The following is an 18,911-nucleotide window of genomic DNA, read 5'->3' on the forward strand; positions in this document are numbered from 1 at the left end:
TCTGCCATCATCGTTGTCAGCGCTCGCGCAACGCCTCCCGGGCCCGGTTCAATGGTTTGAGCAGGTAGTCCAGTACGGTTTTCTCACCGGTACGGATATCCACGCTGGCCACCATGCCCGGCACAATGGCAAAGGCTTTGCCGGCCTTGTTGTACAGGGCGTCGGCATCGGTGCGGATGTACACGCGGTAGTAGAACACCTCCGGTTTTACTTCATCCTGAATGGTGTCCGGTGAGATGGTTACGACCTGGCCGTCGAGGCTGCCATAGACCGAATAGTCGTAGGCGGTGATTTTGACCTTGGCGGCCTGCTCGGGATGAATGAAGGCGATGTCTCGAGGCGAGATGCGGGTTTCGATCAGCAACTGCTCATCCATCGGCACGATCTGCATCAATTGCCCATTGGGCGGGATCACGCCGCCGATGGTGGTGACTTCGATGTCTTTGACGATGCCGCGCACCGGGGAGCGTAGCGTCAGCCGTGACAGTGAGTCGGCACGGCCGCGCACCACTTCGGCCAGCGAGTCGGCTTCGGCGCTGGCCTTGGCCAGTTCCTGACGGGCCTGGACCATGTACTCTGAGCGCGCTTCGGTGGCCTTGAGCTCCAGTTCGGCGCGTTGCCGGTTGAGGCGGATGACCTCGACACGGCTGGACGCGCCGGCACGGGCCAGATTCTCGGTGATGGTCAGTTCGCTGCGAACCAGCCTGAGCGAGCGCTCAATACCAGTGAGCGTGTCTTGAAGACCTTTTTTACGGGTTTCGTACAGCGCGGTTTCAGCGCGCACCAGCTCCGGCGACTGATCAAGGGCTGCGTCGAACTGCAAGGGTTGGCCGCTGACCTCTGCTTGCAGGCGGCTGACGCTGGCCAGCGCGGCGCGGTACTTGGCCTCGCTTTCACCGACGTTGGACTGGGTCTTGATCGGGTCGAGCCGGGCGAGCACGTCGCCACGTTCGACCCGCGAGCCTTCGCTGACATTCATCTGGGTGATGATCCCGCCTTCGAGCGACTGGATCACCTGTTCCCGCGAGCTGGGCACCACCTTGCCGGTGCCGTTGGAGACTTCGACCACCTCGAAACACGCTGCCCACAGCAGAAAGCAGCCAACCATCAAGGCGCAGATCCAGACCACTCGCGAGGCCCGTACCACCTCTGTCTCGTCGGCACCGTCCAGGTAGGAAGCCGGTGCAGAGGGCATACCAATGGCGACATTCTGACTCATGACGGTGCTCCATCGGCGGGCAGCGCACCGGGCGGCGTAGCGGCCGCTGGCTGGCGTAGCTGGGCCAGGGCGATCTCACGGGGGGCATCAATCACTATCCGGCCGTTGTCCAGCACGATAATGCGCTGCATGCGTTGCAGCACACTGAGGCGATGGGTGGCCATCACCAAGGTGCGGCCTTCGCACCAGCGCAGCAGCTCCTCGAGCAGGCGTTTTTCGGTGACGTCATCCAGCGCTGCGGTGGGCTCGTCAAGCAACAGGACCTGCGGTTGACGCAGCAGCAGGCGCGCCAGCAACAGGCTTTGCCGCTGGCCGCCGGACAGCCCCAGACCGCCTTCGAGAATCAGATGGTCGAGGCCTTTTGGCAGGCGCCGGACGAATTCCAGTGCACCACTGATCGACAGTGCCGCGAGCAGTTCCTGATCGCTGGCGCGCCCGGCCCCCAGCACCATGTTGTCGCGCAAGGTGCCGTGAAACAGCCGCGCGTGTTGCTGCAACAGCCCGACATCGCGGCGCAGGTCGGCCGGGTCTATATGGCTCAAGGCAACACCATCCAGGCTCAGTTCGCCGGTAGCCAGGTCCATGCTGCCGGCCAGTGCCTGGAGCAGGGTCGACTTGCCTGCGCCGTTGCGGCCCAGAATCGCAATGTGCTCACCGGGTTGAATGCGCAGCTCGCTGAGGGTCAGCACCGGCGACGCTTCAGCGCTGTAGCGGAAACTGGCGTCCCTGAAATGAAAGTCGCCGCCGATGGCCGGCAGATGCACACGCTTGCTGCCCTCGGGGTGATCCACCGGTTGCTGCATCAGGGTATTGAGGCCTTTGAGGGCCACTTTGGCCTGTTGCCAGCGAGTCAGCACATGATTGAGCTGGGCCATCGGCGCCATCATCCGTGAGGCCAGCATGGAGGCCGCGACCAGCGTACCGGTGGTCAGGTCGCCAGCAATGACCATGGGCGCGCCGAACACGATGACCACGGCAAACACGGCGGTCTGGACGGTCTGGGTCCAGGTCACCAGGCCGTTGGTCAGCGTGCGCAGACGCAGGCTGGTGTCGGCAGTGCTGGCATTGTAGCGGTTCCATTGTTCCTGGAAGCGCAGTTCGGCCTGCAGCGCCTTGATGTCATCCAGGCCCTGAATGCTTTCGACCAGCATCGCATTGCGCAGTGCTGATTCACGCATGTTGGCATTGGCCAGCACCGCCAGTTTGCGCTGGTACAACAGCCCCGGCAGGAGCATGACCACCAGCGCGACCAGCGGGATGGCCACCAGCGGCCCGCCGATCAACCAGAACACCAGCAGGAACAGCAAGAAAAACGGCAGGTCGGCCAGCGCAGTCGCGGTACTGGAGGTCACTAGGTCGCGGACCTGTTCCAGCTCGCGCAGTTGCGAGATGAACGAACCGGTGGACTTGGGGCGTACCGAGCTGCGCAGGCGCAAGGCATGGCCGTAGACCAGATCGGAAACCCGCAGGTCGGCGCGTTTGCCCAGCAGGTCGGTGATGCGCAAACGCATGATGCGCAGGGTGAAGTCGAACAGCACCGCCAGCAGCACGCCACCGAACAGCACGTACAGGGTCGGCAGCGACTCGGCGGGGATGACCCGGTCGTAGACCTGCATGGAGAACAGCACCCCGGCCATTGCCAGCAGGTTGGCAACCAGTGACGCGAGCATGACATGGCTGTAGGGCCGCAGGTCGCGCAGCACGATGCGCCGGAACCAGTGTTCGTCATAGGGCTGCACATAGTCGTCAGTGCGCACGTCTGATAATGGCCGCGCCGGGCGCAGAATCACGGTGCGGCGCAGGCGTTTATCCAGTTCGGCCAACGGCAAGCGATGTTGCAGCCCCTGGTCACCGGACAGGGCGACACCGAGTTGTTCGCCATTGACGCTTTGCACCACGCCGACCTGACCGTCCTCCAGCTCAACCACCAAAGGGGTCCGCCAGTGGTTCAGCTCCGCCACCGAACAGCCGCCGAACTTGATGGTCAGCCCGGCCTGGCGGGCCATCTGCCGCACCACGTCTTCGACGTCGCGGTCCGGACGATCGCCGGCCAGCCGGATGGTCTGTTCGGACACTTCCAGGTGGTAGTGCCGGGCCACCAGTAAAATGGCCTGCATCCATTGGCTGTAGTCCGGTGGCGGCGCGCTCTGGTCAGCCTGGGGCGGGGTAACGGTTACGGCGTCGTTCATGGCAGCACCCTCACGCCCTGCAGTGCACGGTCTTCGAGGCCGAAGGCGTGACGCAACTGGCCGCTGTTGTACAGGCAGTCGATTTGCAGGCGCTGCAGGTCGGCACGGGTGCCGGCCAGCTCGAAGCGCGACTGATGGATTTCCTGCTCGGCATTGAGCAGGTCGAGCAGTGGCCGGGTACCCAGGTCCAGATACTGGCGGCCGTACAGTTCACGCGCTTCACTGATGCTGCCCTGGCGCCGCTCCAGCGAGCGTTGGCGCAGATTGAGGCTGGTGGTCTGCACCCGCGCCTCGGCCAGCGCCTGGGTCGCTTGCAGGCGCGCCGTGTCTTCGGCGGCGTCGGCTGCACTCAGCGCGTGGCCGGCAGCCCGGCTGCGGGCGCTGATCGCGCCGCCCTGATAGATCGGCACCTCGACATTCAGGTAAATCCCGGCCTGGGTGCGGTCCATGGCCGGATTGGTGTCTCGGTAACCGCTGTCCAGATAGTGATTGACGGTGGGTTGCAGTGACAGGGTCGGATAGGCCTCGGCCCTTGAGCGGGCCAGCTCTGCCTGCGCCTCGCTGCGCTGGGCCAGCGCCATCAGCACTGCTGGCAAGGCGTCGGTCGCGGTGTCGGAGCGCTCGCAGGCGCCGCCAGAGGAGGGCGTAACGTCATCGCTCACATCAGTGCCCTGGCTACGCCCCGTCAAATGGCTGAGCGCCGCCTGCCAGCGTGCGTATTGCGCCTTGTAGTCCTGCAGCGTGGCCATTGCACCTTCGGCACGCGACTGGGCCTGGACCAGGTCAGAGCGGGTGCTGGCGCCCAGGTCGCTGCGCTGGCGGGCCAGTTCGACAATGCTGCCCACACCGCTGATTTGCTGACGGGCAATGTCTATCAGGTTGCGGTAGCGCTGCACCTCGATCCAGGCATTGGCGGTGTCGCGGCCGATACGGTCGATCACCAGCAGGATTTCGGCCTGGCTGCGGGCGACTCTGGCTCGGGCGGCCTGCACGCTGTTGTCGACCTTGCCGAAGTCGTAAAGCATTTGCTTGACCGAAAGGCTCAAGGCGCGGCTGGCATTGTCGCGACCATAGCCGGTCTCGAAGCCACCACGAATGCCAGCACTGACTTGCGGATAGTAGCCAGCCTCGGCGACGTTGACGCCTTCACCTTGCTGATACAGCGTCGACACCGCCTGAGCGATGTCCGGGTGCCAGGCCACCGCCTGACGCACCGCCTCATCGAGGCTCAGGCGAGCGGCACTGGCCGAAGACCGCCCTGCGTGAGGGCTGCGAGGCTGGCGCGGCGGTTGCTGTTGCAACTGACTGGGGCTGAGCTGGCCAAGACCGGCGGCGCCTGGCGCTTGATCAGCACTGACCGCCGTGGGGAGCAACACCGCCGCTGCTGCCGCCAGGACGACAGCGACGGAGCGGGTGACGCAGACATCAACTTGTTTCACAGGTATCCCTTACCGTTATTGCTATCCAGACGTCAAACCACCTGTATGCCGTTCTGCACCCAAAGATGATGGGTCGGGTCCTCCTGAGGGGTGTATTGATTGAATTCAAGACCATCAGCGAGCAGTCTGCCATCCATAACCCAGTCGCCGCTCATGTGCACGCTGTCCTGCTCGCCACCTTTGATCTGCAGTGTGCTGGTGTCGCTGACTGCCACCAGGTCGGCCAGATCAAGGGTCAGGTGCACACTGCTGCGGTCGGCGCCATTCAGGTCGATGATGTCGATGTTGCTCAAGCGGCCCTGGACATTGCCCAGATCGATGGAGGCATCGCCGCCGGCCCAGAGCAACGTGTCAGTGCCGCTGCCGCCGTCCACCGCGGCGAAGTTCAGGTCGCTGATGACCAAGGTGTCGTCACCCGCACCGCCATGCAGGCTGACTGCACCGCCTTGCGAGCCATCGAGGGTGTCGTGTCCGTCTGTGCCGGTCTGCACCTGCGCCGTAGCCGCCAGCGCCAGGGCGTTGCTGGCCTGGTCACTGTCGTCGCTGGCCAGTGCCATCCGCGCACCGGCGGCCTGATTGAGGTTGATGGTCAGGGTCGCCGTATCACTGCTGCCGTTGGGGTGGGTCAGCTTGTAGGTGAACTGGTCGGCATTGCCGATGGCGCTGGAGGTCAGGCCGGACTTGAGCGTATAGGTGTAGCTGCCATCGGGCCGTACCAACAGATTGCCGTAGGTGCCGGTCAGGGTTGTGCCGTTGTAGCCCGGCTGCACGAAGCTATTGGCCGCCGTCATTACACTGAGCACGGTGAGCGCCGAGCCGAGCACGTCAGCGCCGCCACCGGCGGTGTCGGTCAGCAGGTTGCCGACCACCGGTGTGGAGCCAGTGACCACCTGCTGGTTGGTGGCCGTTGCGCTGTTGACCAGGCTCACGGTTACGGTGTTGAGCAGGCCGACGCCGGTGATGCGCAGGTTGACCCGGTAACTGCCAGGCGTCTGGTCGTCCAGGGTCAGGCCGTACTGACCACCGCCCAGATTGAGCACGCTGCTGCCCGATACGGTCTTGACCAGTGCGTACTGGTTGGTGCTGGTGTTGAGTTTGTAGACCTCCAGCGTGGTGTTGCCCAGCAGCGCCAGCAAGTTGGTTGAGCTCAGCAGCACGGTCAGGTCGCTGACTGTGTTGTTCGCGACACTGAAAGTGTAGGCGCCGTTGATGCCTCCCAGCAGGGTCGAGGCAGAGCCCAGCGTGGTGGTTTCGGTGGTGACCAGGTTACCCAGGCTCAGGCTGCTGCTGGCGACATCATTGGTGGCGTCGAGCAGCAATGCCGGGGCCGCCAGGTTGGTACTGCTCCAGACCTCGGTGGCCTGCGGGCTGTCGATACGTACATACAGCACCGCCGGATCACTCAGCCCGTTAGGGTGCATCAGTTGATAGTTGAACACATCGACCTTGCCGACACTGCTGGCGGTGCCGTTGGCACGGTAGCTGTAGTTACCCTGGGCATCGATGGTCAGGTTGCCGTACAAGCCCTGCACCACAGTACCGGTGCCGGCATTCACATAACCGGCGCCGCCGTTCTGGATACGCACCACCGCGCCGTTGTCGGGACCGGTGGTGTCGACACTGCCGTCCGGGCCGGGGTCGGTCACCACGTTGCCGGTCACGGCAGCGCCTGCCGTGCCGGTGAACTGGGTCAGGCTGTTGATATCCAGTTGCAGATTGCTGTTGATGGTGGTCAACACCGTGAGGCTGTTGCTTTGTAAAGTCAGGCGGTACTCGCCGGCCGACAGGCTCGGGCCTTGCAACCGCACCCCGCTGCTGGCCAGTACATCGAGGTTGATCAACGCGCCGCTGCCGGCCGTGCCGAGGGTCACCCAGGCACCACTGGCATCTTTGACTTGCAAGGTGAAGACCGCACGGGTACCCAGCGACAGCAGGCCGCCGTCGATCAGGGTCAGGGTCGGCGCTGCGGTGGTACCGTTGGCCACGTTGAAGTTGAACGTGTGGCTAAAGCCAAGGCCCAGTACCGACGGAAAACTGTCCGTGGCATTGGTGCGGGTCGCCACGGCGGCCAGATTGACGGTGGCGGTGGCCAGGTTGTCGTTGGCAATCACTGGCCGGTCCACGTCGATATCCGCAGCGGTGAGGGTCACGCTTGGCGACAGGTTGCCAGCCCGGTCGGTGACGCTGATGCTCAGCACCTCGCCGTTGATCTGCGCCGCATTGAGCGGCACGCTGAAGCTGCCATCGCTCTGCACGGTGGCCGTACCCAGGGTCACACCCGCAGCACTTTTTACCGTGATTGTGGCACCGGCCTCGGCGCTGCCGCTGAGGGTCAGGCCGTTAGTGGCAAGTGTCAGGCCGGTGGCCGCCCCAGGCGGGGTGAGGTCCGGGGCGGTCACCGGCAGGGCCGAAGACACGTTGCCCGCCAGGTCAAGCTGGGTAACCTGCAAGAGCTGGCTGTTGATTTGCGGCGGATTGAGCACCACCGACCAGGCGCCATTGACGCCCACCACGGCGGTGCCTACCTGAGTGCCTGCCGGGTCACGTACCACGATGCGCTCACCGATGATCCCGGTGCCGGTCATCAGGGTGCCGCTGGCGTTGATCATCGCCGTCGCCGGGGCGATGGGGGGGGTAAGATCGGGGGCAGTGACGGTCGCGACGTCGGAAGTGTTGTTGCGGCCATCAGTGAGGCGCACGCTCAGCAGCTCGCCGTCGATCTGCGCCGGAGCGATCGACACGCTGAACTGGCCGTTGTTGCCTACCACGCCGCTGCCCACAATCTGATTGGCGGCATTGCGCACCGTGACGGCTGCACCCACCTCGCCGAAGCCGCTCAGGCTGGCGCCGCCAGCCGCCACGCTCAGGCCGCTGGCAATGGCCGGGGCGGTGATGTCGGGCGCGTTGACCGTGGCGACCCCTGAAGCATTACCGGCCGGGTCAGTCTGGCTGACCCGCAGCGCCTCGAAATTCAGCTGGGCACTGGATAACTGCACGGTAAAACTGCCGTTGGCAGCGACCAGTGCGTTGCCCAGCGCCACGCCGGTCGGGCTGCTGACATAGACCCTGGCACCGGCCTCACCAAGACCGGTCAGCACCAGGCCTGCGGTATTGACGGCCAGGTTGGTGGGTGCCAGCGGCGCAGTGCTGTCCGGCGCCGCGACACTGGCGGGTAACGAGACATTGAGGGCTGTGTCGCGCAAGGTGACGGTTAGGGCCTGGCCGTTGAGCTGAGCGCTGCTCAAAGTAACGTTGAAGGTGCCATTGCTGGCGACCACGGCGGTGCCCAGCTCAGTGCCGGCCGCGTTGCTGACACGCACCTGGGCACCCGCTTCACCGGTGCCACTGACGATTGTGCCGCCCGCATTGACCTGCAGGTTGCCGGCTGCCAGCGGCGCGGTAATGTCGCGGGCGCTTAGCGCCACAGCCTCGGAGGCATTACCGGAAGCATCGGTCTGCACTGCACTGAGCGTCTGCCCATTGAGTTGCGGGCTGCTCAGGGTAATGCTGAATACACCGCCGGCTGACACCACGCCACTGCCCAGTTCCACGCCTGTGCTGTTGGTGATCGAAACCCTGGCACCGGCTTCACCCGTGCCGGTGACCAGCACGCCCTCGCTATTGAGCAGCAGATTGGCCAGTGGCGCGGGAGCGGTACTGTCGTCAGCGGTCAGGTAGACCGCAATTGAAGGGCTGGCCGGTGGCAGGCTGGCGCTCACCGAGAGCACTTCGCCATTGGTCTGGGCGCTGCCCAGTGCCACGCTGAAGGTGCCGTCGGACAATACCTGGGCGGTGCCCAGCGAGTCACCGTTCAGCGCCCTGACGGTAATGGTCGCGTTGACCGGCCCTTGGCCGCTCAGCGTTGTACCGCCGGCTGAAAGGTCCAGATTGGTGGGCGCTTCGGTGGGCGGCTGGGCCGGCACGTCAATGCTGGCCACCGGCGAGTCGTTACCCGCCGCATCGGTCTGGATCAGGTCCAGATCATCACCGGCACTGACCGGTCCGCTCAGAAGCACGCTGAATGTGCCATTGGCGGCGACCAGCGCTGAACCCAAGGGGCTGCCGCCCAGGCTGACCTGCACGGTCGCGCCGGGTTCACCGACGCCAGACAGCACGGTGAGCGCGCTGTTGAAGGTCAGGGTGGCAGGGTCGATGGGCGCTGGCGGGGTGCTGTCCAGCCCGGCGATGGTCAGGGCCGGCGAGGCATTGCCGGCCGCATCACTGGCCACCACGCTCAAGGGCGCGCCGCTGGTCTGGTCGGCATTGAGCGTGACGCTGTAGTCGCCCCCTGTTGCGGTTTGTGCGGTTCCCAGCAGCGTGCCGTCGGCAGCCCGCACAGTGATAGTGCTGCCAGGTTCGGCCGTGCCGGTCAGAAGGCGCGGGTCGACCATCGGGTTGGCAGTTGGCTGTGCTGGCGCGATCAGGTCCGGCGCTGTCAGGTTGGACGGCGCAGATGGAATATTGGACTGATCGGTCTGCACCACGCTCAGCACTTCGCCGTTCAACTGCGCATCGCTGAGCGGCACAGAGAAACTGCCATCGGCGTTGACGGTGGTGCTACCTGATAAAACACCGCCAACCCGGACCTGAACCTCGGCCCCGGCCTGACCTTTGCCGGTCAACAGCAGACCGTTGGTACTGAGAGCCAAATCGCTGACCGGCGCCGCAGGCGTTACATCATCAGCCTCAAAAGGCTCATCGGCCGAGGCCACACCGGCCGGGCTGGTCTGGCGCACGGTCAGGATTTCACCGTTGAGCTGTGCGGTATCGAGGGTCACGCGAAAGCTGCCATCCGGATCCACAGTGGCCGAGCCGAGCAGGCTGGCGCTGGCGCTGAAGACCTGCACGGTGGCGCCGGCCAGGCCGGTGCCGGTCAAGACCAGGCCGTCGGTATCCAGCAGCAGATTGGCGGGCACTGCGGGCACACTCAGGTCCGGCGCAACCAGTGTCTGGGCTGATGACTGATTGCCGGCGGCGTCGGTCTGAATCACGCTGAAGGTCTGGCCTTCGAGCTCCAGCGCACTCACGTCAATCGTGAAGCGGCCATCGGCCTGCACCTGAGCAGTGCCCACCGGCGTGCCACCGACGCTTACTTGTACAGTGGCGCCGACCTCACCGGACCCGCTCAGCAAGCCGCTGAGCGGATCGAGTTGCAGATTGGTAACCGCTGACGGCGCAACCCGATCGACAGTGGCCAGGTCGACCGCTGGCGACATATTGGCCGCCGGGTCGATGAGCATCACCGTCAGGCTGCTGCCATCGGATGAGCCCGCCGCCAGGCTGACGCTGAAGCTGCCATCAGGGTTGACCGTGGCGCTGCCGGCCAGGGTGCCGTCGGCACGGTTGACGCGCACCTCGGTATTGGCTTCCCCGCGACCGGTCAGCAGGTCACCGCTGGCATTGATTTGCAGATTGGTCGGTGCTGCCGGCGGGGTCAGGTCCGGGGCAGTGACCGGGCGGGCCGGGCCGATATTGCCGGCGGCATCGGTCTGGCGGACGCTGAGCACTTCAAGGTTGATCTGGGCACTGCTCAGGTTGACGCTGAAGCTGCCATCGGCCAGCACTTGTGCACTGCCCAGCGGCGTACCGCCTGCGCTGCTGACCGTGACTGTGGCACCCGGTTCGCCGCTACCGGTGACCAGGGTGCCGAGGCTGTTGATCTGCACAGTGGCGAGGAGCGCCGGTGGGGTGGCATCGGGGGCCGTGAGGGTGCCTGCCGGGGAGACATTCCCGGCCAGGTCGGTCTGGGTAAGGGTCAGCCGTTGCGAGTCGATCTGCGGCGTGCTCAGGGTCAGGCTGAAGCTGCCGGTCGGCCCTATGACCACCGAACCCAACGGATTGCCCTGGTTGTCCAATACCCTGACCGTAGCATTGGCTTCGCCGCGCCCGGTAATGGTCAGGCCATTGCCGGCAATCGCCAGCTCGGTCAGCGGCAGCGGGGCGGTGGTGTCAGTGGTGGGCAGGGACGCTGGCGGCGACACGTTGCCTGCGCCATCCCTGAGATTGACCGCCAGCAATTGCCCGTCGAGCTGGGCACTGGACAGCAGCACCTGGAAGCTGCCGTCAGCCATCACCACATCGCTGCCCAGCACGGTTCCGGCGGCATTGGTCACTGTGACCGTGCTACCGGCTTCGCCTTTACCGGACAAGACCGTGCCGGTGTCGTTGATCGCAAGGTCAGTTGCCGCCAGCGGTGCCACCCGGTCTGGAGCGGTCAAGGTCACCGCGAGCGACGGGTTGCCGGCCGCGTCGGTCTGGATCAGGCTCAATGGCTGGCCGGCGGTCTGCGCCGTACCGAGTTGAGTGCTGAAGGTGCCGTCGGGGTTGACCAGCGCACTGCCCAGCAGGGTGCCATCCTCCGCGCGGACCTGCACCGTGGCACCGGCTTCGCCGCGCCCGGTCAGGGTCAGGCCGTCGGCGGCCAGGCGGTAATCGGTGAGTGCAGCCGGCGCGGTGACGTCATCAGCGGTCAGGACCGCAGCGGCGGAGTTCAAGCCATTGCTCTGGGCGCTGATACTCAAGGTCTGGCCATTGAGCTGGGCACTGCTCAAGGTCACGCTAAAGCTGCCGTCGCCGTTGACCGCCGCGGTACCCAATACATTCCCCCCCGGCCCGCGTACGGTCACCGTAGAGCCCACACTGCCGGTGCCGGCCAGGCTCAGGCCATCTGTGCCGAGCAGCAGATTGGCCGGTACATCCGGCGCCAGGTTGCCAGGTGCCGTGACGCTGGCCGTTGGCGACAGGTTGCCTGCGGCATCGGCCTGCGCCACGCTGAGTACATTACCGGCAGTGGCGGCCGGGCTCAGGCCTACGCTGAATGTACTGTCAGCATTGACCGTGGTACTGCCCAGCAAGGTGCCGCTGGCGTTGCGTACTTCTACGCGGGCGCCGACTTCACCGATACCGCTCAGGCTGGTGCCGTCACTGCTGACACTCAAGGCCGTGACCTGCGCCGGTGGGGTACGGTCGCTGGCGGTCAGCAGCGTGGCAGTCGAAACGTTACCGGCCCCGTCGCGGGCAGTGACGCTCAGCGCCTGGCCGTCGAGTTGCGGGGCATCCAGATTGAGCAGGAAGCTGCCATCGGCGGCGGCCACGCCGCTGCCGACCACTTGACCGGCGGCATTGCTTACCGTCACGGTGCTGCCGGCCTCGGCATTGCCGCTCAGTTGAATGCCGCTGACATTCAGTGCCAGAGCCGTGGGCGCCAGCGGGGCTGTGAGGTCCGGTGCGGTAATGTCCACCGACGGACCCTCGTTGCCGGGCGGGTCCTCCTGATTGACCGTGAGGGTCTGCGCGTTGATCTGCGCGGTATCGAGGCTCACGCTGAACGCGCCGTTAGCGGCCACCAGTGCACTGCCCAGCACGCTGCCGTCCGCTGCCCGCACATACACGGTGGCGCCGGGTTCACCGTTGCCGGTGACGGTCTGGCCGTCGCGGTTGATCACCACGTTGCTCAGCGGGTCCGGCGCACTGATATCACCGGCGGCGACCGTCACTGCCGGTGAGGTATTACCCGCCGCATCGACCTGTACCACCGCCAGGGCCTGACCATTATTGGGCGCTGGATTGAGAATCACGCTGAACAGGCCGTTGTCGGCCACCAGGCCGCTGCCCAGTAGCGTGCCATCCGGGCCGCGCACCTGGACCGTGGCGCCGGCCTCGCCCTGGCCGGTCAGTTGCGAACCGTCCGGGCTGAGCCCGGTGGCGCTGACCGGGGCGGGCGGGGTGCGGTCCAGGGTCGCCAGATTGACCGCCGGTGAGGCGTTATTGGCGCTGTCGAGCAATTGCACCTGCAAGGGCGCACCGCTGAGTTGCGCCTGAGGCAGACTGACCTGGAAGGTGCCTGCCGGTAACACGGTGCTGAATGCCAGCAGCGCACCTTGCGCATCGAGAACCTGGACGATGCTGCCCGGTTCTCCTTTGCCGCTGACCACGGTGCCTGCGGCGTTTATCACCACCTCAAGCGGTGCGGCAGGCGGCAGCAGGTCTGGCGCGTTGACGGTCGCGGCTTGCGAGGTGTTGCCGGCTGCATCGGTCGCGGTCACCGACAGACGTTGGTCGTCACGCTGTGGAGTATCGAGGGCGACGCTGAACAGCCCGGCACTGTTGACCGTGGCAAAGCCGATTTCCACCCCGTTACTGTCCTTGACCGAGATCCTTGCACCGGCTTCAGCGCGCCCGCTGACTGCGCTGCCATCGCCACTGACCAGCACCTGAACGGGCGTGCCGGGCGCTGTGGTGTCAGCGGCGGTCAAGGTGCCGGGCACCGACTCTGCGCCGCCGCTGTCGACGGCGACCACATGCAGGGTCTGGCCGTTGTTCTGCACAGGATTCAGTTGCACGCTGAAGCTGCCGTCGGCACCGACGACTGCCGAGCTGCCCAGGTTCTGCCCGGCGTCATTGCTGACCCTTACCGTGCTGCCCGGTGTGGCCAGGCCACTGACCTCACTGCCATCGGCCGACAGCACCAGGCTGGCAGGGGGCGCGATGGTGCTGGGGTCGGGGCCGGCAAGAGCAGCACTCGCGGAGACCTCGCTGCCTTTGGCGGCGACCAATGCCAGGGTGTCGCTGCTCAGCGCCGCAGTATTCAACTGGACGACGAATACGCCGTCAGCGCCTGCCACCGCGCTACCCAGCTCGGTTCCATTGCGGCTGACCGTGACCGTGCTGCCGGTTTCTGCGATCCCGGACACCAGCAGACCGTCAGGGCTGATCAGCAGATTGGTCGGGGCGGGCAGAGGCAAGGTATCGGGCACGTTATAAGCCAGTGGCGGCGAGCTGCGACCATCGTTGCCAATCACCACCAGTTCGAGAAGCTCGCCATTGAGCAGCGGCGCGCCCAGGTTGGCGCTGAAGGTGCCATCGGGGTTTACCTGCGCTGAATCGAGCAAGCTGCCGTCGGCTGACCTGACTTCAACGCTGGCACCGCCTGGCGCGTTACCGGTAAGCACCTGCCCGGTGGCATCGACGGCCAGCCCGGTGGGTTGCCCCAGCGCGCTGAGGTCCGGGGCGCGGGTATCCAGGGCATCGGCGGCATTGCCGCTGGCATCGGTCTGCACCACGCTGAGCAATTGCCCATTGACCTGCGCCGGGCTGAGATTGACGGTGAAGCTGCCATCGGTAGCCACCACGGCAGTGCCGAGCACGCTGTTGTCGGCCGCCGTGACCCTGACGGTGCTGCCGGCTTCACCGGTCCCGGTGAGGCGGGTGCCGTTGCTGTTGACCTGCAGATTGTCCACCGGGTCCGGAGCGGTGCTGTCCGGTGCGGTCAGCAAGGCCGGCGCCGAGGTCAGGTTCGGGCCGACCTGTACCACCTGCAAACGCTCGCCATTGAGCTGCGGACTGTCCAGCTCGAAGCTGAAGCGGCCATCGGGCGCGACGATGCCTTGGCCAACCTGCAGCCCCGCAGCATCGCGCACGCTGATCTGCGCCCCGGCAGTGCCATTACCGCTCAGGGCCAGGCCATCGTCGCCCAGGCTGACATCCGTGGGCGCCGGCAGTGGCTGGATATCGGGCGCGGTAATGTTGAAGGCTGGCGAAGGATTACCGGCGGCATCGGTCTGTACCACGGTCAAGGCCTGGCCGTTGACCTGTGCCGTGTTCAGGTTGAACTCAAAGCGGCCGTTGGCGGCGACCTCACCGCTGCCCACCACGGCATTCTGCGCATTGCGCACGGTCACGGTGGCACCGGGCTCGCCATTGCCGCTTAACTGGCTGCCGTTGGCCGAGAGCACTACGTTGGTCAATGCGTCCGGCGGGGTATTGTCCTGCGCGCCAGTGGTCAACGGTGGCGAGACATTGCCGGCCGGGTCGGCCTGCACCACTGCCAGGGTCTGACTGGCATCAGGCACTGGCGCCAGCGTCACGCTGAAACTGCCGTCCGGGTTGACCGGCGCGCTACCCAGCACTACGGCATTGGCACCGCGCACGGTGACGGTCGCACCCGGTTCACCGTTGCCGGTAACCGTGGCGCGATCGCTACTCAATTGCAGGTCGGTGACTGCCGCGGGTGGCTGGGTATCAGGCGCTTCAAGGGTAACCGGTTGGGAGGTTTGCCCGGCGTTGCTGGCCACCACACTCAGTTCCTGGCCATTTTTCTGCGCCGCACTCAGGGTGACGGTGAAGCGTCCGTCGGCCGCCACCAGCGCCGTGCCCAGCACCGTGCCATCTGGCCCGTTTACGGTAACGGTCGAGCCTGCCTGGCCATTGCCGCTGAGCACCAAACCGGTGCTGTCCAGGCTCAGCCCGGACGGTTGCAGGTTGCCCAGATTGCTCGGTGCGGTGACCGCCAGCGCAGTGGAGTCATTGCCCGCCGCATCGGTCAGGGTCACTTGCAGGATTTGCCCTTGGGTCTGGGCGCTGGACAGCGCTACGGAAAATGTTCCGGTCGCCCCGACCTGGGCGGTGCCGAGGGTCAGGCCCTGGGCATCGCTGACGGTCACTGCCGCGCCGGGCTCGCCTGTGCCGCTGAGCAGCAGCCCGTTAGGGTTGATTGCCACAGCGCCCGGTTGGTCCGGCGCGGTGCTGTCGATGGCCGTCAGCGGCGCGGGAATCGACTCGCTGCCGTTCGCGCCAATGACCACCACGCTCAGAGCCTGGCCATTGGTTTGCGGGGTGTTCAGCGGCACGGTGTAAGTGCCGTCGTTGGCTACCGCCGAGCTGCCGAGCAGATTGCCCTGGGCATCACGCACCTCAATGGTGGTGCCGGCCACCCCGGAGCCGCTGACCTGGGTGCCCTGCAGATTGATCTGCGGGTTTTGCACAGCCACCGGGCCGGAGTCGTCAGGGGCCGTGACGGGCGCGGCCACGGAGGATTGGCCGGATGCCTCGGTCTGAATCACCGCGAGCTCTGTGCCTTGGGTTACTGGCGGGCTCAGGGTGATTACGAAGGTGCCATTGGCGGCAACCACTCCACCTGCCAGTGGCGCGCCATTGAGCGTGACGCTGACGTTGGCACCCGCCTGACCGCGACCGGACAGCCGGGCGCCGTCGGGGCTGATCACGAGGTCGGTGACCTGATCGGGCACCGAGGTGTCTGGTGCAAGGATCACCTCATTGGCGGTGCTGTTACCGGCCGCATCGACGGCAACCACGTCCAGCGCCTGGCCATCGGTCTGGCCTGGATCGAGGGCGACCGTAAAGGCGCCGTCGCTGGCAATGACCGCCGACCCCAATGTGCGTCCGGCGCTGCGCACGAACACTCGCAGGCCTGCGCTGCCGCGCCCGGTTACCGTCAGGCCGTCGCTGGCAACTTCCACATTGCTCAGCCCCTCGGGCTGTGGTGTTGCGACGGGCGCGCTGACGGGCGTGTTGAGCGATACATTGCCTGCCGAGTCGGTCAGGCTAACATTCAGGGTTTCGCCCGCGCCAGGGGCTGGACTCAACCTCAGGTTGAACTGCCCATCAAGGCCAACGACCCCTCTGCCGATCAGGTTGCCCTGGGCATCGAGCACTTCGACCCGGGCGCCCACTTCGCCACGACCGCTCAACTGGACGCCATCGCTGCTGATGACCAGGTTGCTGGCGGCGGCAGGTGGGGTGTTATCGGTCGGGCTGGGCACGATCAGCGGGTCGCTGGCGCTGGTGTTGCCGGCCCGGTCGCTGACGCTGATGCCCAGCGTTTCACCTGTTGCCACAGGTGTGCTGAATTCGATGTTGAATGTCCCGTCAGGGCTGACCACGGCGCTGCCCAATTCAGTGCCGTTTGAACTGCGCACCGTCACGCGGCTGCCCGGCTCGGCACGGCCGCTGAGCTGACTGCCGTCGGCACTGAACGCCAGGCTTGCCGGGGCGTCTGGCGCGGTAACATCATTGGCACTCAGGCTGGCTGCCGGGGAGGTGCGGCCTTGGGCATCGGTTTGCGTTACTGCCAGGCTTTCACCATTGAGCTGGGCACTGCTCAGGGCGACGCTGAACGTTCCGTCGGGGTTGGCCACGGCACTGCCCAGTACGGCGCCGTTGGCGCCCCGCACGGTGATCCGGGCACCCGCCAGGGCGCTGCCGCTCAGGGTCTGGCCATCGGCACTCAGGCTCAGGTTGCCCGGTGCGCCAGGCTGGGTTGGATCCACCGGATTGGCCGGAACCGGCAGTGAAGTGTTGCCAGCGGCATCCGTCTGGCTGACTGACAGACTGGCGCCCGGCAACTGGGCACTGCTGAGCGGCACACTGAAGGTTCCATCGGCGGCGACCAGTGCAGTACCCAGTAACGTACCGTTGGCGGCGCGCACGCTGACCGTCGCGCCGGCTTCACCGCGCCCGCTGAGGGTCAGACCGTCGGCAGACAATTGCAGGCTGCCCGGCGCGGCAGGCGCCGTGACGTCGGCGGCAGTCAGTGCCGCCAGGCTTGAAGCTTGTCCGTCGCTGGCCACCTGGCCGACCGACAGCGTCTCACCATTGAGTTGGGCGCTGCTGAGCGTCACGCTGAAATTGCCATCAGTGCCCACCAGGGCGCTACCCAGTACCGCGCCAGCAGCGCCCCGGACCGTTACCGTGGCACCCGCCTGGCCGGTTCCGCTGAGGGTCAGGCCGTTTGCGCTGAGGCTTAGATTGGCCGGGGCGGCGAGGGCGTCAGGATTGCTCACTTCGAATGCTGTTTGAGCCGACACATTGCCGGCGGCGTCCACTTGCTCGGCAAGCAGGCGGGTGCCAGGCAATTGCGCACTGCTCAAGGCCACGCTGAACGTACCGTCATCGGCCACCACGGCCGAGCCCAATACGCTGCCGTCTGCAGCGCGAATGATTACGCTGGCACCGACGTCACCTGTACCGCTCAGGGTCAGGCCATCGCTGCTCAACAGCAGATCACCCGGTGCGTCAGGTGCAGTGGTATCCGGGGCACTGACCGGTGCCTGTCCCGATGAGTTGCCCGCCGGGTCAACCTGATCCACCAGCAGCGGTTCGCCATTGGTCTGCGGCGGGTCGAGCTCCACGCTGAAATTGCCGTCTGCACCGACCTGGCCGGAACCCAGCAGATTACCGTTGGCGTCCCAGACACTGACCGTCGCGCCGGACATGCCGGTTCCGCTCAGGGTAGCGCCGTCATCGGAGAGGCTGAGATTGTCGGGCGAGGCGGGTGGGGCGGTGCTGCCATCCGATCCACCGCCGCCCCCACTGCCACTGCTGCCAGCCGCCGCAGCCGCGCCACCGGCACCCAGCACGCCAAGGCCGGCAATCGCAAAGGTCTGGGTGGCACCGCTGACCACCCCGGCGCTGGCGACCAGGGTGTCAATGGATGAGAGTTCGGTGAAGGTGAAGCCATTGAAGTTCTGCGCACTGTAGTTGGCTTGCCAGAGGCCACCGTCTTCACCCTGAAACACGATGTCGCTGCCCACACCTTCGGCAGTGGTCGCAAAGAAGTTGCCGATGGTGATCTGTTCGCCGGATTTAAGCGTGAGGACCAGATCCTGACCATTGCGCGCCACCGATGCCACTTGGCCAGGGGCGACGGGCATCTGTACGACGCCGGGTCTGGGAAGCTGCAGGTTGCCCCACTGCTGAGCGGAAAGGGTGGATGAGGCTTTATCGGCGACTACGATATTGTCCATGACAGATCCTGCCTTCCTTTGACTGCACAACCTACGGCCTCGGCGGGTCAGTGCCGCAGGCCCGGCATGTAGAACGAATGTGTGTAGCTTTTACAGGTGGCCCAAGGTGGCCGTTCTCCTTGTGATTTAGTTGGGTATAGCAAAGAAATGGATCCCGTTCGGATGACGAGCGGTCGCTGGAGGGTAGCCAAGGCAGGTGTAAAAGCTGACGAAAGTGTCAAAGTGCCGAGAAAACCGTAGCAAGCTGGCGATCTGACCGCTGGTCGGTTTTAGTTGGGCGAAGTGATGGTGTGGACAGGTGAAACGATTCAAGGCGAGGCTTCTGGATTGTGCCCTGCAGAGAGTTTGCAGGGCACCTTGGCGGTCAGGCCACTGGCATTAGCTTAAGTGCTTTATGGCCACGGTAGGAGCGACCTTGGTCGCGAAGAGGTCGGTAAAGTCAAAGCATTTGCTGCGAATGTGCCACCGTCTTCGTTGTGGTCCGGCACCCCGGAAAGCCAGCTCCCACCGGTCTAATTAA

4 protein-coding genes are annotated in these 18,911 nt (G+C 65.5%); all 4 read right to left on the minus strand.

The features are described 5' to 3' along the window. Nucleotides 1-16: 16 nt before the first annotated feature. The 4 genes from NJC40_RS20030 to NJC40_RS20045 all read right to left on the minus strand — a co-directional run bounded on the left by NJC40_RS20030 (nt 17) and on the right by NJC40_RS20045 (nt 18,391). Entirely contained in the window at nt 17-1,219 is a 1,203-nt protein-coding gene (locus tag NJC40_RS20030) for an HlyD family type I secretion periplasmic adaptor subunit (protein ID WP_084710067.1), read from the minus strand. Next, nucleotides 1,216-3,408, minus strand: coding sequence for a type I secretion system permease/ATPase (locus tag NJC40_RS20035; protein WP_253140828.1), 2,193 nt, complete (start codon nt 3,406-3,408; stop codon nt 1,216-1,218). Before NJC40_RS20035 ends, NJC40_RS20030 begins: the two co-directional genes overlap by 4 nt. Further along, nucleotides 3,405-4,784 (minus strand): TolC family outer membrane protein, encoded by a 1,380-nt coding sequence (locus NJC40_RS20040; protein ID WP_492180576.1) that lies wholly within the window; start codon nt 4,782-4,784, stop codon nt 3,405-3,407. Before NJC40_RS20040 ends, NJC40_RS20035 begins: the two co-directional genes overlap by 4 nt. A 95-nt stretch (nt 4,785-4,879) precedes the next feature. Then, complete coding sequence (locus NJC40_RS20045) at nt 4,880-18,391, minus strand: BapA/Bap/LapF family large adhesin (protein ID WP_253140826.1); 13,512 nt, start codon at nt 18,389-18,391, stop codon at nt 4,880-4,882. Nucleotides 18,392-18,911: the final 520 nt, after the last annotated feature.

The organism is Pseudomonas sp. 21LCFQ02 (assembly GCF_024129895.2).
In the GTDB taxonomy this organism is placed as follows: Bacteria; Pseudomonadota; Gammaproteobacteria; order Pseudomonadales; family Pseudomonadaceae; genus Aquipseudomonas.